Origin of the sequence: Actinospineispora spinosispora DSM 44797, from assembly GCF_000429025.1 — a bacterium.
GTDB classification, from domain to species: domain Bacteria; phylum Actinomycetota; class Actinomycetes; order Mycobacteriales; family Pseudonocardiaceae; genus Pseudonocardia; species Pseudonocardia spinosispora.
On record NZ_AUBB01000030.1, the window covers coordinates 1 to 26,013 of the forward strand.

A 26,013-nucleotide genomic window follows, 5' to 3' on the forward strand; every position below is an offset into this window, starting at 1 on the left:
GGCCCTCGGGCTGCTCGCCGTACCCGACGTCGCGCACGCCGCCACACATGCCGACGCACTGTTGGTGTCCGCCGCGTCCGCGACCGACATCGGCGATCCCAGCCAGTTGCCCAGCATGCGCGGGGTCCTACTGGGGGTGTCGGCGGTGGTCACCGGGCTGGGCGGGCTGGTCTACGCGGGCTTCCGACTCTGGTCGGCCGCGCGGAACCGGCCACGGCTCTCGGATGCCGCGCTACGGGAGTTGGCCGGGCGGGCGACCTACCCGACCCCGCCGCTCAGCGACGCCGAGCGGGCGACACTGAACAACGAGTTCCACCATAAATTCCTCCCAACCCGACCGGGCGGCGACGGCGCAGATGTCCCGGTGTCGGGATTGGACAGTTCAGTACCGTCCAGGACGGTCACACAGCTCGGTGGCCGGGACGGTTCCACTCGCGAAGTGGTCTCCAGCCGAGTCGCCGCCGCCACTGGTGGTGGTGCCGGTGGAGCGGCGCTGTCCCCCGACCAGAACGACGGTCCCACCCGGGACGACAAGACCCCGACGGAGGTCACCAGCCAGGGCCTGAGCGCCGACGCACCCACCTACGACGCTCGTGGTCCTCCCCCGGGCGCCGCGAACCGACAGACACCCCCGGACGCTCGTGCGCCACGGGACACACCACCCGGTCACACACCGGGTGCCACGGCACCGTCCGGCTCGACGGTGCCCCTCACCGCGATACCGGACGGTGTCGACCACACCGCCGCCCAGCGCAGCGACGACACACCTGACGTGGTGACCACGTTGAACGGTGCGACACCGGAGTTCTCCAGGTTCAACCGCCCGCGGGACGCGGCACAACCGCAACAGCCATCCAGCCAGGACTCCCAGCTCAACGGGGATGCACTGGCCGAGGGCTCCGTGACCCCACTCACTGGTGAGGCGTCCAGCACTGTCGGGCCGGCGAATATACTCAACCTGCCGTTGACCAACCGTGACGGCGAGAGAAACGGCGGAATCAACCCGGACCTGTCCACCGACGCGGCGGTGCTGCGCCGCCAGCTGAGTGACGTGCGCGGTTCAGGCATCGACCCGAGGCGCTACGCCGCCCTGTTGCGGCAGCATTGGCTGGTCAAGGCGGCCAACATCGCCGGGATCCGGCTCGATTTCTGGGATCCGACAGCCGGCGTCACGGGCAATACCGGGAACATCAGGCGGGTCTTCGAGTACTACGGCGAGCTCTACCTGCGCAATCCCCGTCTCCAATGGGCCGGCATGGCCAACATGATCGGTGCATCCTTGGCCGCTGCGTTCCACGACCTGGCCGGCGCCAGACGGCCGGTGAAAGCGCTGGCCGACATGCTTCCCGCGCGACTCGGAGTCTCCATTCGATCGATTGACGAAGAACTGGGGTGGTTCGAAAGAAAGCTCCTGTCGATGCATAAACACGTCTTCATCGAGCTAGGTTCGCAGCTTGCCGCCTATACCGATGAAAACGAGTCCCGCCGAGGTCTGGATAATATGGCAGAAATGCGTCGAGCGGGCTTGATCGAAAATACTGTATGGGCCGCTTGGCGCGATATCGACAGTGGTGATGAGCGTCTGATGACGCGCGGGAATCAAGCCCTGCTTTCCTTCGAGCAGAATCACGTCATCTCAGGCCAGTACAGTCACCTGCTCCGTCGCCGTCACCCGGTAGGCAAGGCGGCCACCTACGGTATGACTGTCCTTTACACCCCCTCAATACCCGGCGCCAGCACACCAGGGGAGTTCGGCCAGTGGTCGGCCTGGATCGTGCGCACACCACTGCCGAACTTCAATGTCGCGGTCCAGGACTCTCGGTGGAGATACATCGCCGAGAACGTTCTGCCCGCATATCTCCAGCTGATCCGCGAACATCCCGGAAAAGCGCATGAGATCGTCGCGTCCTCGGCGGTGGACCGAGCGGCCAGAGAGCGACTGCTGAGGCGTCTGCCGGGATTGGTCAAGAGGCTCGCCACCAGTTGGGGTATTGATCACGGTCCGGGCATCGCGGCTGTCACGTCCACCGGTCGAATGACCGTTCTCGGGGTCGATCCGCTGATCGATCCGGCCAGTTCACCGATCGCGCCCCACGCCCCACCGGCCGTACCGCTGTCTGGTGAGTCGGCGTCCTCGGTGGGGGTTGCGACCGCCTCGCGGACGGTGGGTCCGGCTGAGTTGGTCCGTCGCGCGGAGTACTTCCGGCGGGTGCGTGATCGGACCCTGATCCTGACGGACCGACCCGAGGGCGACCGGGTCGAGTTGGATCTCGACCACCTGATCATCTGGCTGCGGAGCGGCGGGGACGCCTACCGGGAAGGCGTTATCCCGGCCGACGGCCGATGGGACGTCACCACCGTGGTCGACGGACACGAGCCGGCAGGCAGTGGCCTCTGGGTGCCCGACCACCACGATGCGCGCCGGTCCACCATCGCGGCGCCCGCCGTGCTCGATACGTCACGTACCACCTGGCCCGCGCGTGGCCCGCCGGCGGCGCCCAGGAGAGCACCGTCCGATGCCGTGGCTTCGTCGCCGAGCATCACCGGAGGGAACCCGCTCAGTGAGTTGAACCCGCTGAACGGAGCGACACCCGATCGCGGGCCGGCCAGCGCGCTGTCATCCGGCGCGCGAGACCTGCGGAAACCCGCTCGCGGCGCACAGGCCGCCAGAGCCCCGCCCGCTGACGCGGCTGATCAGCCGGTCAGCCCGATGCGCAACCGGAACGTCCGGCTGTTCCTGGGTAGCCAGGTGGTGTCGGTGTCGGGTACCTGGGTGCAACGCGTCGCGCAGGGCGTGCTGGTGTGGAACATGACCCACAGCGCGACCGCGGTGGGCATCACGGCCGCCTTCCAGACCGCCCCGATGGTGTTGGCGCTGTGGGGCGGGGTCCTTGCGGACAAGCTCGACAAGCGACGGCTGCTGTCGATCACCCAGTCCGGGATGGGTCTGACCGCACTGGCGCTGGGCCTGCTGGCGGTGACCGGGGTCGTCCAGCTCTGGCAGGTGTACGCGCTGGCGTTCGTCAGCGGGGCACTGTTCGCGGTCAATACGCCGGTCCAGCAGACCTTCGTGAAATCGTTGGTTGCCGCCGCCGCGCTGGCCCGGACCATCGGGCTGAACGCGATCGTGGTCAACGTCGGCCGGTTGGCCGGGCCCGCGCTGGCCGCGGTGTTGATCGCGGCACTGGGCGTCGGGCCGATGTTCCTACTGAATGCGGCCAGTTTCGTCGCCACCCTGGCCGCGCTGGCACTGATGGACCGCGGCACGTTCGTCGCGGTCAAGTCCAGGCCTGGTCCGAAGGGTCTCGGGGTCGCGCTGAGATACGTGCGCGGCGAGCCTGCGCTGCTCGCCGTGTTCACCCTGGGCTCGATCGTGTCCGCCACGGCGCTGAACACCCAGGTGCTCGTGCCGCTGCTGGCGTTGGACGGCCTCGGCGGTGGCGCTGGCGTGTACAGCACGCTGACCACGGCCGCCGCCGTCGGAACGTTGATCGGTGCCAACCTGAGTGCGCTGCGCCGCGGCACGCCCCGGCTGCGGGCGATCTTCGGCGCCGCGCTGGGGTTCGGCGCGCTGTCCTTCGTGGCCGGTCTGCTGACCGGCTCACTGTGGGTTGCGGCGGTGTTCGTGCCCGCCGGGGTGATGTCCGTCCTCTACATCACCGCGGCACAGTCCTACCTGCAGCTGTCGATCCCCTCGGAGATGACCGGGCGGGTGATGGGCCTGTACACCTTGCTGCTGTTCGTGGGCGTCCCGATCAGCTCGCCGCTGTTCGGTCTGCTGGCCGAGCAGTTCGGCGGGCACGCGCCGATCCTGCTCGCCAACGCCCTCACCATGCTCACCGCTGTCGTCGCGGCCTCGACGCTGCTGCGGCCCCAGGACGTGGTCCGGGAGATCGGCGACCACCGGATAGGGCGGGTGTTCGCTCGACACCGGGCGGTCATGGTGGCGGCCGATCATCCTCACCTGACCCGGATCAGGAATCTGGACCGGGTACTGGAGCTGTCCCGCCGCTACCGGCCCGTCGGCGGGCACATTGTGGACGTCGACGCCTTGCGCACGTTCGCGACCGCGCTGTCCACCGGCACCCTCGACCTGGCGGCAGTGCTCGGCACGCAACGCGAGCTACCCCGCCGCACCAGCTTCTACCTGGAGATCGCCGCGGGCAGGCGGCCATGGCAGGCCGCCCGGTCGGTCAACGCCGACCGGGCCACCCGGCGGTCCTGGCTGGCCCGCGCCACCCCATACCGGACCCTCGACCTGGACACGCTGCTCATCGGTCCCGGCATCGGCGCGCTCGGCCGTCTCGACGGCGCCCCCAAGATCCGCTGGAACCTCACCGATCTCGTCGCCGCGCGCGGCCTGCGCACCGAGTTGAACGACCTGCACGCCGAGCTCGCCGCCGCGCCGACACCGGATCGACAGCGGCTGGACCGGCTCACCGAGGACACCGCCGACCTGATCATCCGAATCGACACGCTGATCGCCGCCGCGCCGAAGCGCGGCCCACCGGTCGCCGAACCCACCACCCACACCGGGCCGTCGCTCGCGCGGATCGCGCTCCGGTGGCTGTCCGGCCGGCTCGACCTGCCGCTGATCCGACGGGCGCTGGTGCTCGCCGTCACGGCGCTGTTCATCGCGACAGCTGCCCCGGCTCATGCGGTGCCGGCTTCGCCGGTGTCCGGTACGGCGAACCCGCGGGCGTCCACGTCGGCCCGGGCTACCCCGGACCGCTCGGCCGGCGCGGCTTCGCCGGTGGTGGACGGTGCTCCGGTAGCCGCCTCGGCGCCGGCCGCGCCGGTCGACCTCAACGGCGAGGCACCGAGGGTGAGCGGCGCGCTATCCGGTCTGCGTGCCGGGCTGGGCAGGCTACTCGGCCGGCCCGGGGCGCGTGGTCCCGCCCTCGCGGTCGACGACCGGGGTCGAGTGGTGGCGGTGACGGCACTGGGTGAGCTGTGGGGGGTCATCGACGATCCGTCCCGGGCCCGGCGAGTGGCCACAGCGCGGGAGCTGGGGGCGGTTAGCCCTCGGGGGCTGTGGTCGGCGGCCGGGCTGCGGCTGGTGCTGGTCGATGGCCTGAACGTCGGGCTGGACGCGGCGCGCAATCGATACACGACCCGTCCGGCCCGTCGGGTGCACGTTCTCGGCGTCCTGGCTGACACGACCGTCTTCGTCGACCGCGAACTGTTCGCCGACGGGCTCAGCCAGGCCGGCATGCGCTCGCGGCGGTTCCTGGAAGATCACCTGCTGGCACGGGCGGCGCACCCCGAGCTGACCGACCGCGCCTTGTGGCGGCTGACCAGCCCGGACCGGACGACCGTGCGTGAGATTGTGGGCCTGGTTCAGGCTCGGGGTCCGCCGCGCGGGCTGCGTGCGGTGCGACTGGCCGGGCTGAGCGTCCTCGCGCTGACCCCGGTCGGGTTGCTGGTGGCCGGTGCGCCGATGGCGGCCGCCGGTGTCGGATCGATACTCGCCGGTGTCGCGGTCGGTCGTGTCCTGACCCGACGGTGGCAGCCGCCGCCGACGGTGTGGAACGGTGCTGGGCGGACACCGAGCGCCCTGCCTGAGGAACCCGACGGCGGTGGGGTCGGTCTCGCTGACCGGACCGCCGATGCCGAGCAGCTGCGGGAACTTGACGACCGGGTGAACCGGCTGACGAACCGGATGAACGAGCTCAGTGATGAGTTCTTCCTGCCGACGGCGATATTCAGTGCCGCCGCTCTCGGTGGGCTCTCGATCGTTCAGCTGCTGGCCTTCGTCGGGCAGCACTATCCGGCGCTGCTGGCCGGTGCGGTCGCCAACGTGGCGATCGCCGCCGCGCTTTGGCAGCGCACCGGGCCGCTGGGCAACCTGCGGCGGCAGGTCGTGATATCCGCCGCCGGTGTCCTGGGGCTACTGATCGGAACCACCGCGCTGACCGTGCCCAGCGTCTTCGCCAGCCCCTGGCTGTCCAGCGCGAGGATCGACAGTCCCTGGACGATCGCCATGGTCGGCGCACTCGGCGTGTTGACCGGCATCATGGTGCGGCGCCGGTGGCAGCCGAATCCCCGGTTCGCCGACATCCCGGCACCTCGTCGTCAGCTCTTCGACGCCCGGCTCGGTGTGCTCGCCGGCCTCACCGTCGCCGCCGGGCTCGCGGTCGCGGGTTGGCCGCTGGGTGTGCTGGTGGCGCAGCCGCTGCTGGTGCTCGCGTTCGCCGGTGTCCTGCTCCACATCGGGTCGGGACCCGCGCTCGCCGGGTCCGGTGAGCGGATCACCGGGCTGCTGGATGACGGGATGACCCGCCGCGCCGAGGCCCGCACAGTGCAACGGGCCGAGCGGCTGGGCCGGAGACTGGCCGTCAGGTGGCGTGCCCCAGCACAGCGGACGCCCGGGCTGTCGCTGCTGGAGCTGTGGCAGGTCGCGATCGAACTGTCGATCGGACGCCCCGACGGGATCACCGCCCGCGACATCCACGAGCGGCTCGCCGACCACGAGTGGGGACCAGGCCCCACCGTCGCGCCCGGCCGACCGCTGGACGACCTGCACCGGCTCGGCCTACTCGAACTCCGCTACGACGGCGAGCACTACCTGCTGCCGGGTTGGCTGCTCGACCGGATGGCCCGAGGTCCGCCACCCCGGCTCACCGATCGGCTGCGCGCCGAACTCGCCCCGCTGACCAAGACCCGAATCGGTACCGGACCCGCTGAGCTCAGCGCGGCCATCGCGGCGGCCAACGCGGTGCGTGACGCATTCACCCACACCCACCGCCTGCCGTTCTCCCGATCGTTCCGGCCTGAGGGTGCCGAGACGAACGGGGACACGACAGGCGAGGACCGGCCCGACCCGGAAACGAACCTGAACGGTCAGGTGCCCGACACCCGCGGCTACGGCTACGCCGTCCTGGCCCGAGGCGACCCGGACCTCTCCGCGCACACCACGATCAATCTGGCCGGGATGCCCCAGAAGCTGAGCTGGATCAGTGCCGGAATCGAACGCATGGATGCCCTGCATCTGGTGACGATGCTCGCCGACGAACCGGACGTCTCGGCGACACCGCGTGCTCTCGAGGAGACCAGCCGCTTTGTCGGTGAGACCCCTGTGGGTGGGGTTGTGGTGTCTGTACTGAACGGCTCCATCCCGCTGGGGGAGGCGCTCACGGCGGGACAGGCGCGCCAGCGTGAGCTCGATACCACCGCTCTGACCGGCTGGTTCGCCGAGCTGGTTTCCGGGCTGGGTCTGGCTTTCTCCCAGCGTCGGTTCCAATCGGTTGCCGCTTTCTCGCACCGGTGGGGCGACAAGTTCCCGGAAAGCGAATCCGCGGGACAACGCTGGTTCACCCCGACCGGACAACGCGCGCTGCGGTCCGCCCTCAAGCGAGGCGAGCCGACGCCGGCCAACGTTCCCGAGGTCGCGCTGCGCAGGGCGGAACGAGACTTTGTCCTGTTCGGAGCGCTCGCTCCTGGCCGGCCTCCGGCCAACCAGGACTGGAGCGGGGTCAAGGCCGCGTTCACTGCGTTCGTCTACGCCGAGGCCCAGGTGTTCGATGCCGACCACGCCCGCTGGAACGACGCCGTGAAGCGGGTGCGTGCCTTGATCAAGCGAAAACTTGAGAGCCTTCGCTACTCGCGGCCCGAGTTCGCTTATCTCGCCGAGCTCGAGTTGACCCCGCTGCTGCGAGAGGCGGGCATCGCTCTCACCGGCCTGGATGTGCTGATCCAGTGGCCCCTCGCCCCCGACGCGCAACTACGGCAGGCACAGCAACGGTTCATCTTCAGCACACAGACGGTGGGAACCCATCAACTAGGCAAGTCTCCTCTCGCCGAAAACCGCAACCACCCCGCCCGAAACCTCGACCAGATCGTCGCCGCGATGACCGAGGTCACGGCGGCAGTCGCGGCGCTCCACGAGCTGCGACCCTCTTCGACCGGGGCACACGCACGGCTGGCCAGCGCAACAGCACAACTCGACGCCGCATCGGCCGCGGCGTTGGTCCGGCACGACACTCACTGGGCGGGCGTCATCCAGGACTGGCAGACGCATTCCGAGCGGAATCAGCCCACCCACGCGATCCTGGATCGGCACCAGCAAATCCACGATCTGCGAGCCCTCGCCGCTGATCCGCTCGATGAACAAGCGCGGGTCAGGTCCGCGCTTGTCCTCGCCAACCTGGCATTCGCCCAGGTCCCGAGCCTGGCCCCGTCCGACAACCGAATCGACCCCCGGCGACTGGCCTTGACCGTCTTGGACATCCTGCGGCTGCAACGCAAAGCGGCCACCATCGCGGCCGCCATCGATCACGGCACCCGATCAGAGATCGAGCGGGCCACCGCCGATCTGGATCACGCGCTCGACGAGCTGGCCACGCAACAGATCATCGGCGAACCGTTCGACGAGTCGATCCGGGCACTCATCACCCACCACGACGGAGAAACACCAGCCACTCCCCCATCCGGTCACACACCGGATGACACACCACTCAACGGCACGGTGCCCCATTTCGACCGGGGGCATGTCGACGGTGGCACCGAGCAGTGGCTCAGACGGACCGGGCTGATCATCGCCGAGCTCCTCCCCTACCTGCGGGCACCTCTCGACGCACAACTGCTGAGCAGCACTCTCGGGGTGGACATCATGGCGCTGGCGGACGTGATCCAGGCGCATCCCCGCCTGGATTTCCGTCCCTCTGATGGCGCCTTCGTCGTGGTGTCGGCGAGCGATGCCCGCTGGCTGGATGCAGGCTTCCTGCTCAGGCGGTACGGCTCCCAGGAGGAGCTGTGGCACCCCGAAGCGGACATCACGGTCGACGGTTCGTACTTGGGGTGGGAATCGGGCTCCACTCTCGATCCGCGTGGGCATGCCCTGACCTGGCTCAACGCGCTCGCCACCGATTCCACCACCGGCACCGTCGATCCAGCCAGGGTGGTCCGTGCGCTACTGGCCAGAACGACCCCGGTCCTGTCTGCCAAGGGAGGCCTGAGTGTCTATCACGCCGACGGGGCCACCATCGTCCTGCGCGGCAAGGAGCTGACCGGCTTCTTCGAGGGATACAGCACCGCGGCGGACTTCAATCCCGCTGCCGTGGACCAGGCCCTGGACAGTGTCGTTCCGGTCAGTACCGCTGAGACGCCCGGCGAGCCGTTAGGCACCGCAGTGATCATCGGTGCCGGTGAGGCACTGACCGCCGGGCACCTGATGCACCCCGAGATACTCATCGACGGCAGCGCCGCGCTGCACGACCAGGGCCGCTACCTGACCGATACCTACCTGGCTCAACTGGTCAGCGCCGCAACCGAGAACGACGCAACAAACACTCCGAGCGGCGGCACCGCACAGTTGAACGGCACTGTGCCGGATACCGGTGCTGAGGATCCGGTCACATCCCGCAACACGGTGTCGGGTAACGCCGCCGCGGCGGTCGCGGGCCGGTACGCCCGGTATGTGCACCGCCGTGATGTCGCGTTCGGCCGTGCGCAGCTGATCGTGTACCGGGTGGTGGGCTCGTTCGTCCCCGGCGTGATGATCTCCGGCTGGTACGCCAACCGGGAGTTCGAGCACGCCAGCGGCATCGGTGGGCTGGCCTCGATGGGGTCCCTCGGCGCCTTGGCCGGGGTGCTCACCCTAGCCCCGCTGTTCGACTACCTGCCTCGACGGGCCCGGATGGTGGGTGCTCTGGCGGTGTTCACCGGCGCCTACGCACTGTTCACGGTCGCCGGCCCGGCCATGCTGCCTGCCGCCGCGTTCCTGCTCGGGATGGTGGCCGCGACCTGGATCAAACTGATCACCCAGGTCGAGGACTGGGTCGAGGACAGCAACGCGGTGCGCCTGGACCGGAAGGAGAAGGTCGTCTGGCGGTCCACCACCCTGACGTTGATGGGGATGAACATCTCCGTGGCCGCCGCGCTAGTCGGCATGCTGCAGCATTTCCTCGCCACCACGGCAGGCCTGACCGCTACCGCGGTGGCCTCCACCGCGGTGGCCTCCACCGCGACGGTGGCAATGGCGGTACTGACCCCGGCCCAGCGCGGCACCTCGGTGCCCCGGTTCACCGTGGGCGGATATCTGCGGTCGGTGTTCTGGACCCCGCTGGCCTCGATGCGGGACCTGGGTGTGGCCATCCTGGGCGTCGCCAGCGTCGCCACCGGGGCGATGCTCACCGCGTTCGACAACACCTGGGAACGTGCCCTGATCGAAGCCCACGCCGCGCCGCTGCTGGTCCTGGTGCTGATCAACGCGATCATCGCGGGCGACCTGGCCATCCTGGGCATCTCGATCCTCGGTGACCGCGCCGCCGCCCGTAGTCAACCCAGCCAGGGCAGGCACCCGGACTTCATGACCAGCCACGCCAAGGCGTTCACCCTCACCATGGGCAGCTTCATGGGGGTCAGCGCCGTGTTCATCTGGTTCGCCCAGCACATACTGGGCCGCCTGGTCGCCGGGATCGTCTTCGCCAACGTCGCAGGCGAAGCCGGCTCCACCGGCATGCGGTTCGGCGCCAAGGGCATCATCCGCCAGCGCCTGCGCCGGGGCCGCTCACCCGATGAACCGGGGCCGGGTGAGGACGGCGCGTTCAACCTCTTCAACACCCTGAAGGTCGCAGGCTCAGCCCTCGGCTCACACGTCGCGCTCACCCTCTGGACGGCCCACGGCCACTGGAACGGGGTCTCCACCTTCATCCTCATCACCGGCCTGACCGCCCTCGCCGCAACCGCCACCCTCGCCGCCGTGGCCGGCCGCCCCAACCCCACGACACCGGCCCGCCCGAACCCCGGCAGCCGGCGCGGCCGGCCTCGCGGCCCCCCATCGACCGAGACACCTACCGATACCGGACACATGACCGGTACCACCGTGGATCCGCTGATCGCGCCGGGTGCACGGCCGGTCGCCAGGCCTCTCACCGACGCGGCCGCTGAACACCTTCTGTCCGGAACGACACCCACCCGATCCGAGACCGTGGCAGGGGATCGCCACGAGCTGAACCTGTCGGTGCCGGAAGGCGACCGGGCGGTGCTGGTGGGTTCGATCGCGACGGCACCGCGACCGAGAGAGCCCACGAGAGCGTCGACCACACTGATCGGCGGCACCAGCGCCGGATGGGTGATCGAGAACGAGCGGGAAGGCGAGGCGGAGCGGTTCCAGGCTTTGTTGCCGAAGTTGCGCGAGTTCGGCAAGGTCTCGTCGTACCGGGGCGACCCGGGGCAGGCCAGGGCACCACCGGGAGTGTTGGAGCTGCCGGTCAGCCGGAAGGTCCGCACGCTGCTGCGCGGTGCCGACCTGGTCGGTGTGCAGCGCCGGATGGTCGGGTTCTACTGGCCGTCAGCGGATCTGGTCGTGGTGTTCGAGCCGACGGCCAAGCGGCTGCGCGCGGCCGGGCTGTGGCAGCGGCTGGTCGAGCACGAGGACTTCTTCCACCGCCGAGGCCACGAGCGCGAGAGCAACCAGCACGGCCTGGACCATGCGGGGGACGCCACTGAGATAGTCCGGGAGCTACGCGACTTCCGGGGTTTCTGGTGGGGTCGCACCATCAGCGAGGGTGGCTCGGCGGTGTCGCTCGTGGTGCTGCCGCTGGTGGCCGTCAGCGACCTGGGCGCATCGGCCTTCCAGGTCAGCCTGTTGGCCACGCTCGGTTACGCCGCTGGCATGCTGCTCGGGCTACCCGCCGGCGTGTTGGCTGATCGGGTCACCAAGCGCAAACTGATGATCTCGGTGGATTCGATCCGGTTCGCGCTGGTCGCCAGCGTCCCGATCGCCGCGCTGCTCGACCTGCTCACCCTCGGCCAGCTCTATGTGGTGTCCGCGCTGCTCGGCGGGTTGTTCCCCTTCTACTTCGCCGCCGCCAACGGTTACCTGCGTGAGCTGTTGCCCGGGGGTGACCTGCCTTCCGCCAACGGCTCGCTGAACACCGGCGCGACCAGCGCGCGGTCGGCCGGCCCCGCGATCGGCACCGGGTTGGCCGGGATCATCGCCCCAGCCGCGACCGTAGCGCTCGACGCGCTGTCCTACCTGTTCAACGCGGTGTCGCTGCTGCGTATCCGTACTCCGGACGCGACGAGGCCGGTCACCGGCCAGTCAGCGGGCGACGCGGCGGTGCCGGGAGGTGCGAAGGCGGACGGGAGACCGGCTGGAGATGCGACGGAGCCGGTCGGTGAGAAGCAGCGGCAGACCACCGTGTGGGACGGGCTGCGATTCGTCCTCCATCACCGGATCCTGCGCGCGACGAGCCCGATCGTCGGCATGGTCGCCGCCGCCATGGCACTCGGTGGCTGGCTGGGTGCCTGGTCGGGCAAGCGGCTTGCCGACCGGATCGGCGCGCCCCGACTGCTGTGGCTGGTTCCGGTGCTGTCCACGCCGCTGGTGCTGCTCTACCCGCTCGCCCCGGTCGGCCCGCTCGGGTTCGTGCTGGCCGGTGCCGCGCTGACCGCGGCGACATTCATGACCCAGGTCCGGGTGTCCACCTCGATCAGCTACCTACAGCACGCCGCCCCGGAGGGACTGGGCAGCTCGGTACCGGCCGCCAGCCGTTGGATCGTCGACTTCGGCGTTCCGTTCGGTTCGATACTGGGCGGCGTAGGCGCCGAGCTGTTGGGTATCCGAGCGACGTCCGCCCTGGCCGTGGCAGGGGTGCTGATCGCCGCCGCGATCTTCCTCGTGCCCTCCCCGCTGCGTGGCGCACGCACCTTGGCCGAGGCCGAGGCGTCCGCCAACAGGCCCGGCAAGACTTCGAAGGGAGCCGCTCACGACACCGACGGCGCGGAGCCGCTGAACGCCCATACCCCCAGGGCTGGCCCGACGGCGGTGCGGGCCGTGCTTCTCGACGACCAGGACCGGGCCGACGGTCAGCGTGGTGGCGGTGGTCCACCCGCGACTCCGCTCTCCGGCACCATCAAGTCCGTCCGCCACACGAGCGGAGACATCCCGCTGGGCGGCGCTACCGCGGCCGAAGTGGAATTCCCCGGTGTCGTCAGGTTGACCACTCGCTACAACCGATCGATCGGCACCGGGGTGGTACTCGATCCGGGCCTGGTGCTGGTCAGGTTGCACGGCGGCAAGGTTCCCGACCGACGCTCGGTGCGGGCCGGTACCGAACGGTCCATCGAGGTGATCACCCTGGAGCCGGACGGGACCGCCGGTCAGCTCGCGCTGGTGGCCATCCCCGGACTGCGGGCCCACCATCTCCTACGCGGCCGCGAACCGATCGTGGCCAGGGATCACCTGACGGTCGTCGAGTTCGTCGACGGCAGCCAGATCGTGTCACACGACACCGTCGAGAAGGTGCTGCCGGATGGCCGGTTCACCATGACCAACGGGCTGGGCTCGATCAGTGATGCCGTGCTGATCGACGGCAGGCAACGCCTGGTCGGTATCAACGGTGTGGGTCTGTCGGAGATCAACAGGTTCCTCGATGCCGCGGTACCTCAGGTCGCGTCGCGTTTCGAGCGGCGGGCACCCGCCGGCGGTCTGATCGGCCGGCTGCGGCCCGAGCCTGCTCCGTTGGCGACGTTCTTCCCGGCTGATACTGAGCCGGCCGTGCTGGCGACGCCGCGCGGTGCCGATCAGCTCGATGTACCGATCACCGAGGTCGCCGGACGGCTGGTCAGCGATGGGGACCGCAGGCTGCTGGCGGAGATACTCGGGGACAAGCCGGTGCTGCCGGCCGGCGAGCGGGATCAACTCGAGTTCGGGGTGCTCACGAACCTGCATGCGTTCCTCGGCGAGCTTCTGCACGATGAGGGCGACGGGACGGCCAGGGCCGGCGCCGTCGGCTACGCCGAGCTGGGGTTGTCCCAGTCCCGGATTCCGTCGCTGCACTGGATGCGGCCCACCGCCCGTGACGAGCGCACCGGGCAGCAGGCCGACTGGGGCTACTGGTGGGGCCTGGAAGGGGTACTGAACCTGGTCGGCCGCGACGTACGAGGGCTGCTGTCGGCGCTGGTACACGCATTCAGCAGGAAGACCGGCTACTCCGACGAGCAGGCGCGCGAGCTGGCTGATCTGAGTGTGCGGCTGCTGCCGGGCCAGGAGGTCGACCCGACCTCGTTGGTGAGCGTGTGGGATCTCATCGAGTTCGATTATCTGGCCCGGTTCGCTCCCTCAGCGCTGGCGGAGCTGATGGCGCGGTACCGCCCTGGTCCTGACCGGGCCATCGATACCATCTTCGCCGACAGCGATTGGCTGCCGGTGATGAGCCGCCGAGCCGACCAGCTGTATGACACGGCCCGCGCCCGACAGGTCAGGGCGACACCACACCCGTGGGCCAGTACGGACGGCCCGCCCACCACCATCACCGGGCTGGTATTCATACCGCACGCTACCGGTCCGGGGCTGACGTCGCCCGACGGTTTCACCGGACGGGTCAGCGGCATGGCCAATGAGTATCAGCGGATCGCGGCCTGGCAGGCGGTCGGCCAGCAACTGGCCGTGGAGCATTACCGCACCGCCGATCAGCCGATGCCGATCCCGGCCGAAGACGAGCGCTACCAATGGCTGGATCCCGACGGGGACCGGGCCGGCCAGCTGATGCTGGTCGAGCTGCGTGGACTGAACCAGGCATTCGCGCGGCTGCTGCACGCCTGGACCGGCGACCTCCGCAACCAGTCGGTCACACGGCCGATAAGCGACTGGACCTACGACCAGATCACCGCACTGCTCGCGGCCATGGTCACCGACCGGAACGGCCGCATCTGGGTCTACATCGATCCGGTCACCCTGGCCGCGCTGGAACACCTCCGGCCCGAATTCCGAGCGCGGCTGGCCGAGGAGATAGTCCGACGAGCCCGCGCGGACTCGGGAGCCGAGCAGGACTCCGGTCCGGTCCGCTCCCCGGATGACGATCCCCACCGAGTGTCCTTCCACCCGGAGCTGGACTACCTCATCAGGCGTCCCGGTTCCGGTCTCGAGGACCAGGGCTCTGCTGTGCCGCCGATGTTCAGCGACCGCACCCCGGCAGACCTCAACACCGACATCGAACAGCACCTGGCGACCGCACAGCAGCTGATCGAGAAGGTCCAGCAGCTGCGGGAATCCTCGCCACTCCTGCCGCCGGCCACTGTCAAACAGGCTCGGCTGTACCTCTCCGACGCCGACGCCGCGCTGAACCTGATCCCCGGTCTGGGTCCCGACCTGAGCAAGCGGGTGCCCGCGATGAGCGAGGTGACCAAGACCAGGGCGCTGCTGCGCGCTCTGGCCTCCGCCCTCTGGGTGCGGTCGGCAGCCACATCCGAGGCCAGGGCGCTGCTGCACCTACTGTCCCCTCTGTCCTCCGTCTACTGGGCGGGGGCGGCAGCCATGCCCGAGGCCGCCACACTGATCGACGAGCTCCTGCGGCAAGGGCCACTCAGCGAGGGCTTCCGGCCGACGATGAACGAACAGACGCGGGGTCCGGTCGAGCTGGTGCTGGACGCGGATACCGACGACCCGCTGCGCATCGTGGGTGACACCCCGGAAAACCCGGCCGCCGAACAGCCCGCCGCATATCTGCTCCGGCCGTTGATCGACGCCGTCGCCCGGTTGATCACCGAGACCGCGCCGGACCCAGGGTCGGGCGGCACGGGCAGAGACACCTTCACCACCATCGCGCGGGTATGGCACGAACGCACCGAGACCGGCCCGACCGAGGGCGGCACCGCCTACACCGCCGTCCGAGGCACCTACCGCTACACACTGGTGGTCAAGGACGACACCTTGATCCGCGTACAACGCCGGCCGGCGGCCACCGAACCCACAACCCCGACGACGACCACACCAGCCGAGTCTCCCGCGGCAGCCCAGTCCAACACCCACGAGCCCGAATCCCGTGAGCTCAGCGGTGACGTGCCGTTCGCCCCACTCGCCACCACCCTGGGTGCCACCCCACGCGACCTCAGCGGTAAAGCCCCGCTGGATGCGGAGGCGCCGCGTGCTCACGTGCTGAGGGGCGTCCCGTCGTTCGGTTCGGCGGGGTCGATCTTCGGCCGGTTCCTTGCCGAGCGCCTCCCCGTGCTGCGCGCGGCCCGGGTCATGGTGGGGGGTCTGCGTCCCGAGCCGAGGGCCCGCTCCGATCGGCAATCCGGCCGGACACCCGACGGACCCGTGCTGTCCCCGGCCGCGATGCGGGTAAACACCAGGCTCAGCCCGGTGTGGCGGTTCACCGGCCGCCCCCGGGTCGTCGTCGGGGAGTCCAGCGACGCCCTTGAGGTACGGCGCGCTCTCGGGGGCAGGACCGCGCCGGTCCCGCCGCCGATGACCGCCAGTCCCGCCGAGGTGGCGCGCTGGTGGCGCCGGCTGAGCAGGTCGGAGCGCCGCGATGCGCTGCGCACGCCCGAGGACATCGGCCACCGCGACGGTATCCCCGCGCGGACCCGACACCGGGCCAACCTGGCCGATCTGGCCAGGGCGAAGGGCGCGCTCCGTGCGGTGCTCACCGGGGAACTCGCCGTCGCCGAGCGCACAAAGATCGAGTTCAAGCTGGCCGGCATCCGCGACATCGAGGACCGGGTAGCCGGCCGACTGCCGCCGCTCGCCCGGAGTGTGCCGTCCGACATCCGCGATGCCCTCGGCCACGACCACCTGTTGTCACGCGGCATCCGCACGATCCTGCGCCCCAGCCGGGCTCCTGTGCTGCTGCTCGACTTCGACACCAGCGACTACGGCTACGCCACCCTCGCTCGCGGCGACCCGGACGATGCGCCACACGTCGCGCTCGACATCACTGGGATGACCTACAAGTTGGGTTGGATCAGTGCGGCCATCCAGCGCATGGACGTCGTGCATCTGGTGGCGGTGCAGGCCGGCGCACGGGGCACCTCGACGATCGCCTGGGGCTACCACGCGCCGCAGAACCCCCTGGAAGCCCTCAGCGAGAGTGACGCCGTGGCCGCTGCGCTCCGGCTGCACCGCTTCCTGGCCGGCCTGGAGGCCACCCGCGGGGGCCAGTCGTCGCGCAGGACAGTGACCGCGCACAGCTTCGGCACGGTGATCGCCGGTCTCGCCGCGCGCACGGTGGGCCTGCCAGGGCACAACCGTCTCGTATTCTTCGGCAGCCCCGGAACCACCGCTGCCCACGTATCCGAGTTGGGGGTGCCCGCTGAGCACGTCTGGGCGACCAAGATCGACGGTGACCTGTTAACACAGGCACCCCGGACGATGTTCGGTATCGACCCGACCGACCCGAGATTCGGCGCGAACGTCTTCGACGCCGGCGTCGTGCGGCGGGAACTCCGCCGTCCCTACCTGACCGCGGTACGCAGACACGGCGGTTTCTACGACGTGGATTCGCCGGCGCTGCTGGCTGTCGGCCACCTCATCGCCGGGCGCGATGAGCTGGTATCGGCCCGGCCGCGAGAGATCACCGGATTCACCGACGAGGGTCGGCGGCACGTCTACCAGCGCGGCGGCGGAGTCAGGGACGCCGCGCTGCACGCCGCGGTCCATTCCCCGGTCAAGGCAACGACGTGGCGGGACACCCCGAGCGGTCGGCTGTTCCTGTTCACCGGAAGACACGCCATGGTCGTTGTGGACACCTCGGGACGGGTGGTCAGCGCCACGGCACGGACCCAAGCCGGACGCCGATACCCCTCAGCCGAAGCCGCACCCATCCAGGCACCCGTCCACACGCCCACTCAGGCGCCGAGGTTCGAGCACGGCGCCCAGCGCATCGACCCAGCCGCCGTGCCATCCACCAGGGCGATCCCGGCTGAGCGCAGGTGGGACACGCTGAGCGACAGACAGCGACAGGTCGCCATCGCCGACGACCCCGGTCGGGTCGGCAACCGGGACGACGTTCCGCCCGGGACCCGCCACCTGATCAACCTCGCAACCAGTGCCCGCGACCGGGCCATGTTGGAACAGCTGAAACACGATCTGATCCGGTCGGGCGCGCTCGGCCAGGATTCGGAGCTGCGGCATTCGCTCGACGTGGTCGAGCGCAAGCTGCGCGACCTCACCGCTCTCCAGCACCGGCTGCGGCCCAACCGCGATCCGAGCCTGCCCACGCCGCTGCTGCTGCACTACGACGGCAGCGGACCCTCCGTCACAGCGACCATCGGCGTCGATACCCCAGTCTCGGAGACCCCGCCGGGTGGTGGCGGGTCTCGGTCACTCAGCGGTACCAGCCCTGACGCCCAAGCACCACAGCCTCTGTTCGTGCGGCGGTCCCCGAGCACGGAGAACGACGCCGGCGATCTCGAGCTGGTCCGAACGTGGGCAGCTCGGGTGGCCTCGATCCCGCTCGCCGAGCGCGCGCGGCCGAGCGAGCTCGGCGACGGTGCGGTCCTTGCGGTGCACGATGCGGAGCAGATGGTCGAGGAGCTGGCAGCGGCAGGCGCGACACCCGAGGGAGCCGACGATCTGGTCGATCGCCTCCTTGTCCACCCAACCGATGTCGACGGCCGGCGGGTCGTCGTCATCACCGATGAGAAGTACGAGTATCTCGAAGGACTCGGGCTGCTGGATCAGGTCATCGCCTACGCACGCGAGTTCGCCGCGTCCACCGGCCGCGCGGCCGAGGTGCTCGGCCTGATCGAGCGGGCCGAGGCGGCGCGGGCCGAGATGTTCGCCTCCCACACACGCCAGCCGGAGCAGACCCTGGCGGCGAGCCCACCCCCGGCGAGCACCGAGGAACCGATCGACGTGCCACGCGAGCTGGCGAAGCTGGGTACCGCGATGACCAGCGCGGCGGTCGCCGCGCTGGCCGACGTGTCGGCCACCGAGGCGGAGGACGAGGACGACGCGCTGGCCGACGTGCGGAGACGCGTCGACAGCGTTGAGCTCGATTTCGCCGACCCAGCGGTATACACCCAGCTCACCGAGCTGGCCGTCACCGCGGAGCGGCTGGCCGCCGCCCTGCCCCCGATCACCGAGCGAGACTCGCTCAGCGTCCCCATCCACTACCTGGTCATGCAGATCGACACCGCGCGAGCCTGGGTCCGGGCGGCCATGGCCAGGCTGTCGCACCACCTGGCCCCGGCCATCGCGGCGGCGGCCGAAGAGGCCCTAGTGCGGGGCCGACTGCCGACCGACGAGCTCGCCAGAATGCTCGGCACCTCCGCCGAACGAGTGTGGGTGGCCGCGCTGCTGTCGGACCGCCTCGACGCCTCCCCCGACGGCGCACAGGTCGCGGTGCGGGGCGCCGAGGCGCCGTGGTCGGCGGACGACACGGATCGCCGGCTGCGTCGGTCGGCCGCCACCGTCCCGATGGGTGCACGAATCCGCCACACCGAATTCGACCTCGGACCGGTCGCCGGGGTGAGCGACCAGGGACAGAGCCCACGCCACACCCACAACCGGGACGCCGCCGCATCGGCATGGTGGAACACCGGCGACCCCGCTTGGCCGGTGACGATCGTCGCTACCATCGGCGACGGAGCCGGCTCGAAGCCGGGGGTCGAGGAGACCTCGTGGACGGCGGTTCAGACCGTGGTCCAGAGCCTGATCGAGGCAGGCCGAACGGGCTGGCGGGACTCCGAGCAGGCGCTGCGCGCCGCGTTCACCTTGGCGGGCGCCGTGCTGGCCTCCTTGATCGACCTGGACTCGCTCATTCCCCCGGCATCCACCCTGGTCTCGGCGATCGTGTCGATGCCCGCTGCGGGCAGCGGCCGGCCCGCGCGGGTCACCGTGGGGTGGCTCGGTGACAGCCGCGCCTACCTGGTGAACCGTGCCGGGGAACTGACCCGGCTCACCACCGACCACTCCGTCGCGGCCGAGCACATCGCCATGGGCATGCCTGAGCCGGAGGCGATGGCCCGCGAGGATGCAAGCACGATCACCCGCTTCATCGACGGCGTCGCCGAGCACACCCCCGACGTGACGAACCTGCGGTTCCAGCAACCGCACGTGCTGGTCCTCGCCACCGACGGGCTCTGGGGGGAGGTGTCTGAACGGGACATCGCCGAGGTCGTGGCACGCATCGGGTTCATCGATCCGGCACGGGCCGCCGCCGAGCTCGCCCAGCGCGGCGGCAGCCACGACAACGTCACGGCGGTGGTCATCCGGATCGACCCCGATGCCGGCACCTCCACGACCTCCGCCCCCTCGGGGTCCAGCTCGACCGATCGCCCATTGAGCGGAACAGGATCCCGGGCTCCCCCGGGAGCGCATCAGCGCGATGGTGGCGCTGCTACCCCCACACCAGTCCGGCAGCTCAGCGGACGTGGCCCGGTGCGCCCAGGCGACATCGAGCGCGAGAACAGCGTGGTCAGGTTCCTTGCACCGGACGGTGAATCGGGGTGGGGCGTCCTGGTCAGCCCCTCACAGGTGCTGGCCAGGTCGAACCGCGCGGGCGCACTCGATGGTGAGCAGGTCACCGCGTCAGCGAGCCGCGACACCGGCACGATCCGGGCGCCGGTCATCCAGGTCGTGTCCGGCGAGCCGAACCTCAGTGATGTGCCGGATGCGGCCGAGGTGCTCAGTCTCGTACTGACCGATGAAGGGCTGAACGCCGAACCAGCCCGGCGGCGGGTCGATCCGCTCGCTGTCGGTGACGAGCTGACTCTCGTCGCGCTGCAGGGTGGCGTCGAGATCCCCACACGGGGCACGGTCACGGCGGTGGCGGGCGACCGGTTCACCGCTGTCCTGCCGTCGAAGCAGGCCAGCCACCCGTTGGTGGCCTTCGACACGCAAGGCCAGCTGGCCGGCATCTGGGATTCCGGCGACGACTACTTCGGACCGAAGGCGCTGCAATCGTTCCTGGCCGAGGTTCTGGCTAAGCTCGCCGATCAGTCGCTGACCTCGCGCACCGGCTGGTTCGGCCGGGTCCGCGACCGGCTCATCGGGCAGCGCGGCCTGAGGGCGACAACGCTGCCCGCCGACGACGGCCGGCTGCGCCGGCAGCGTGGCGCGACCATCACCGGCAGCCTCGCCACCGAAGCGGCCCACCCTTCGCTGCCCGCCGACACACGGCACCAGCTGGCGGCCGAGTTGACGGTCGATCCGCTCCTGCCGAACGAGCTCGACGCGGGGAAGCTCTGGACACTCAAGCGGTTCACCGTCGAGTTGCTACAGGGACGGTCCGGACCGGCAGGCAGCGACATCTCGGCGATGACCGGCCAGCGGTTGTCGCGGCTGTTCGTGGCGTTCCACCTGATGCCGCCGGGCACACCCGACGAGCACACCGGCCAGACACCCAGCGGCGGTTACTGGTCGGGTCTGGACCGGACGCTGCACCTGCACGCCCGCAACGGAGACGACGCACGGTGGGCGGTGACCTTCTGGGTCGCGCGGCTGATGGGGCTTGTCCCCGAGTACGCGCGGCTGCTTGCCGAGGTCGGCGGTCGAACGGTCGTCAGCCAGGTCGTTGATCCGGAATCGTGGGTGACCTACCGGGACCGGGTCGAGTTCGATGACCTCGCCCGGTTCGACCCGATGCTGCTCACCCAGGAGATCGCCCGCCTGTCGCGGCTCTACGAGGGCATCACGACCCTCGACAGTCCGTGGGCCCCACTGCTGCGGACCTATCTCACCGATCTGCTGACCGAGGCAGGCGCCCGGGTGGCCGCCGCTGTGGCGCATCCGTGGGCCGAACCGGCCGGCCCTCCCGGTGAGATCGATGTGCTCACCATCGCGCGCGACACCGGGCTGCTGTTATGGCTCGACGCACCGGACAAGCTGGTCGCGGCCGGTCAGGTCCTCGGTGAGCTGTTGGCCGCCGATTACCGCGCCACCGCTCGGCTGCTGACGCCACTGCCCACCTGGGACGAGCGCTCCAAGCTGCTGGACAGCTGGGTCGCGCAGGGGTGGCGGCTGTTCGAGCTGCGCGGCGTGCGGTCGGCATTGGCCCGGCTCCTCGGCGTGCCGGAGACACCTCTCGCGATCAAGGTGCGCGAGGAGGACGGCACGGAATCGCTGTTCGTGGATCCGGTGCTCTTCGCGGCGGCCGAGAAGATCGCCAGGGAACATCCGCTGGCGTTCGAGCCGCCCATGGAATGGTTCGCGCACGCGGTCATCGACTCCCTCAACCAGAAGTCGACCAGAACCGATCCTCCTGCGCTCCGCTATTCGAACACCGCGCTGGCCACACTGGCCGGCACGCGGGCCACTGACCAGGTTGCTGACGGGCAACCGCCGCTCGCTGTGGTCGAGTCGGCGCTCCGCGTGGCGAGTGAACACGTCACCTCGGCGGAACAGCTGCTGACCTCGACAGAGCAGCGACCGCGCAGCTGGCCGGCTAGGGCCCGGGCCGCGATCGACGATGCCGAGGCGCTGCTGGCTCTGGCCGACCACCTGGAGCCACAGCTCGCGGACCGGTCGGGCATCCTGCGGAATACGATCAGGTCTTTCCGAGTGTCGCTGGCGACTCAGCAGGACGAACCGGGAGCCTGGGCCGCGCTGCGCGCCGAACTCGGGCCGACCATTCAGACCCGTAGCTGGACGACTGCCCTGCTCGCCGGCGTGCCGTACCCGCCGAGCATCGGTTTGCTGGCGTCCCGGTTCGCGGTGCCGGAGTCGGTACTCGAGCGAGTGGTGATCGACCATCCGTTCCTGACGATCATCAGCAGCGGCGGCGAACCGGCCGTGGTGTGGCTGCTCGATGACCGGGTGCTCGGCGGGTTCCATCCTCGGCCGCGACAGACCCCGCCGGGCGAGGGCCGGACCGAGCTGGCCATGCATGAGCCGACGGCCCCGTTACGGATCGTCGGCGAACAACCCGACGAGGCCACGCGCGACGCCCACCCCCACCTCGACCCGCTCGGCTACACCATCCTGCGGCTGATCGCCGAGATGCAGGGCGTTGTGACCTCCGACGTGCACATCCACGACTGGCTGCTCTGGCCGGTTGCCCAAGCGCGGCGGGAACCCAACGAGGTCATCACCACCAGCACCGGGGACCAGGAATACCGAGCCACCGTCGACGACGATCGCTACACCCTGGTGATCCGCGACAACGTGTTGCTCCACATCCGCCGGGATGCCGCGCCAACCGCGGCGATTCGGACGCTGAGTGGAACCGCGGCGTCGGACAGCGGCCAGCCGCTGATGCGCAAGCTGGGCGCGGCGCACGCCAGACAGAAGGCACGTGACGAAATCGAGCTGGCCGCGATGTTCGGCACGGTGGTGCCGTGGCTGCCCGTGGCTCACGGGCAGCGCCGGTTGACCGAGGCCGTGCTGTGGGCGCGGATCACTCAGGCCCTGGACGGCGCCCGCTGGTCCGTCGATGACCTGTGGTGGTTCACCGAGACCGGGCAGCGCGCGCTGGTGTTCGCCCTGCGTCGGGGTGGGCTGCCGAGAACCGTCGTGGTTCCCGAGCTCGCTCTACTGCGCGCCGAACGCGACCGGGCACTGTCCGAAGCGTTCACCGGCGCGTCGGACATGAGCAACCCGGACTGGCTCGACGTCCACGACTGGTTCGATGCCTTCGACTACGCCGAGGCGAAGGTGCTCAGCGAGGAGAAGTCCCGCTGGCGAGAACAGACCGCACTCGCTCAGCGCACTACCGACGCGATCGACCGGGCACGCCGGGCGGGCCTGACGCCGGAACTGACCTCGCTGTTGCGCCGCGCCAGGCTCATGGTGACGGAGCTGATCCGGCTGCTCGCCGACAGCCAGCTGCGCCCGGTCACTCACCGTGAGCTACTGAATGCGAACGAGCGGTTCGCCGATGCGGGCGCCGCGCTGCTGGCACACGTGCCCACCACCCCGGTTCTCGGCCCGGTCCTCCTCTCGATCGCCGAGTTCGCGACCGCCTCCCGCCGGGCGCTGATCGGCGCGGCAGGACTCGCTCCGACCGAGGCACAGAAACAGCTGGATCGCACTAGGGCGAAGCTCGAGCTGGCGCTGGTGACCGCGCTGAACAGCCACGACGCCCGCTGGAACAACATCCTCGACGAGCAGCGAACCCAGTTCACCCGGGAGCACCCCGGCCGCACGATCCTTCAGCTGCACGAACGGATCGAGGACCTCCAAGCCCTATCCGCCGATCCGTCCTCGGCCCACAGCCAGTTCACCGCCGCCGCGCAGCTGGCCGACCAGGTGCTCACGCGGGTGAACGAGGTCAGCTCCCCCGAGCTGCACGTCCGCACCGATCCGGGTTGGCTGGCCAGGGCCGTCCTGGAGACGCTGCGGCTGCACCGCAAGGCGGCCACCATCGCCGATGCGCTCGAGCACGGAACCGGACAGGAGATCGCGAAGTCCGTCGTCGAGCTGAACCGCGCGCTGGGCGAGCTGGCGGCGCGGGACGTCATCTCTGAACCGTTCGACGAGACGATCCGGGAACTCATCACCCACCGCGACGGTGAAGCCGGGCCGGCTGCCACGGTCCGGGAGTTGTCAGGTTCGGGTGTGGTCGGTCGGGTCGTTCGGGTGGGTGCGTGGTTGCGGGAGGTGTGGGGGCTCGGCACGGCGCGGGCGGGTGCCGGCGGTTCGGTTTCTGTGGGCGCGGTGATCAGAGGGGTCGCAGCGGTGGGGCCGGTCGCGGCCGCGGTGCTGGCCGGTTATCTGTGGTGGCGTAATCGGATGGGGCCGGGCCGGGCCGGGGCGCGGTCGCCGCCACCTCGTACCGCGGCCAGTCAAACCCGCCGGGCGGTGGACCCGTTGACGGGCTCACCGGTCGACCCCTACACCGCCACCGCTCCGGCGACCGCCACGGCTCCGGCTCCGGCGACCGCCGCCGCCACTGCGCCTGCGACCGCGCCTGCGACCGCCGCAGCGCAGGCTGGGCTGATTTCAGGTGTGGTGGGTTGGCGCGGTGGGTCGTCGTTGTCGCATCGGGTCGCGCAGATGATCTTGATGTCGATTGCTACCGGGATCGGGCTGGCGGGGCTGTTCAGCTCACGGGTGTTGACCATGGCGATCCCCGCTGCGGGCGCCGGTGTGTTGTTCACGTTGGCCCTGACCGGGGCGGTGTTCGGCAACTCCCTGCTGGTTCCGTTGATGGAGCGGTTGCCTGGGCGGGTCCGGGTCCAGCTGGCGATGTTCAGCTATGCCGGGGGGTACGCGTCGTTCCTGCTCGCCGGGTTGCTGCCTGGAGTGTGGGGCTTCTACGGAGCGGCGTTGGTGCTCGGCGTGGTATCCAGTACCTGGTTCAACCTGTATCGACAGGCCGGTAGATGGATCGTCGCGACCATCATCGCCCGCAGGGACATCGCCGCCCGCGCTGGTGTCGAGGACCCGGTGCGTTACCCCTCCAGCACCAAATCGTTGCTGGTGACCGCGCTGGCGATAGTGCTGGCCAGCTTCCTGATGGCTCAGACCGTGTTGATCATCAGTTTGACCAACACCATCACGGTGTCGGTCGGGTTGACGCTGCTGGTCTCCGCCGGCCTGTGGCTGACCACTCCCCACGCCGAACCCGACCGGTCACCCTTCAACATCAAGAACCTGCTACTCGACCCGTTCCGCGCAGTGAAGAACAAGATCGTCGCCGCCGCGATCGCCACCTACGTGTTCATCTCCGGAATGCTGGGAGTCTTCGACGAACTGTGGCCACACGTCATGGGACACGGCCTGCTGCCGCTGCTACTCAACTACGGGGTCATCGCCGGCGCTCTGATCGGGCTCGTCGGCAGCATCATCGGCGATAACACCGAATACAAGAACCGGCACAACAAGACCGGGGCCGGAAGCGAATTCTTCGTCGTCAAATACTCCCTGCCCATCATGGTCGGTATGGCCGTCACGGTCGGTATCGGCGGCCTGTCCGTCACCGTCACCCAACTACTGGGCGTCGCGGGAGCCGGCATCATCACCAACGTCGTACTCGGAGAGATCGGCTCCACCGGTGTCCTCATAGCCATCGAAGCGCTCTTCGAGAAATACGTGCCCGAGGCCGAACGAAACCGAGCGATGAACGCCACCGCCACCTTCAAATCACTCGGCCAACTCATACTCGGCGCCCAACTCGGTGCGCTCACCTACGCCGGCCACACCCCACTGCTACCGGCCGGATGGGCAGGCACCTCCATCCAGATCGGTGCGCTCTCCACCCTCGCCGTCCTCTCCGCCGCCATCGTCGGCTACCTCATCCGACACGCCCCGCCCATCACCGACCCCGCCGAGAGCAACACCGGAACCGGCACCCGAGGCCCACCCGCCACCACCGAGATCACCGAGACCGGCGGTGTCGGCGG

1 protein-coding gene (only partly in view) is annotated in these 26,013 nt (G+C 69.7%); it reads left to right on the forward strand.

Features of this window, described 5'->3' with window-relative positions:
- Positions 1-115: 115 nt before the first annotated feature.
- Positions 116-26,013, forward strand: the 5' portion of a protein-coding gene (locus G406_RS46950; protein ID WP_211241156.1) for an MFS transporter. The gene runs 13,195 nt beyond the window's last position; the window shows 25,898 of its 39,093 coding nt (coding positions 1-25,898); it begins with the start codon at positions 116-118; its stop codon lies beyond the right edge, outside the window.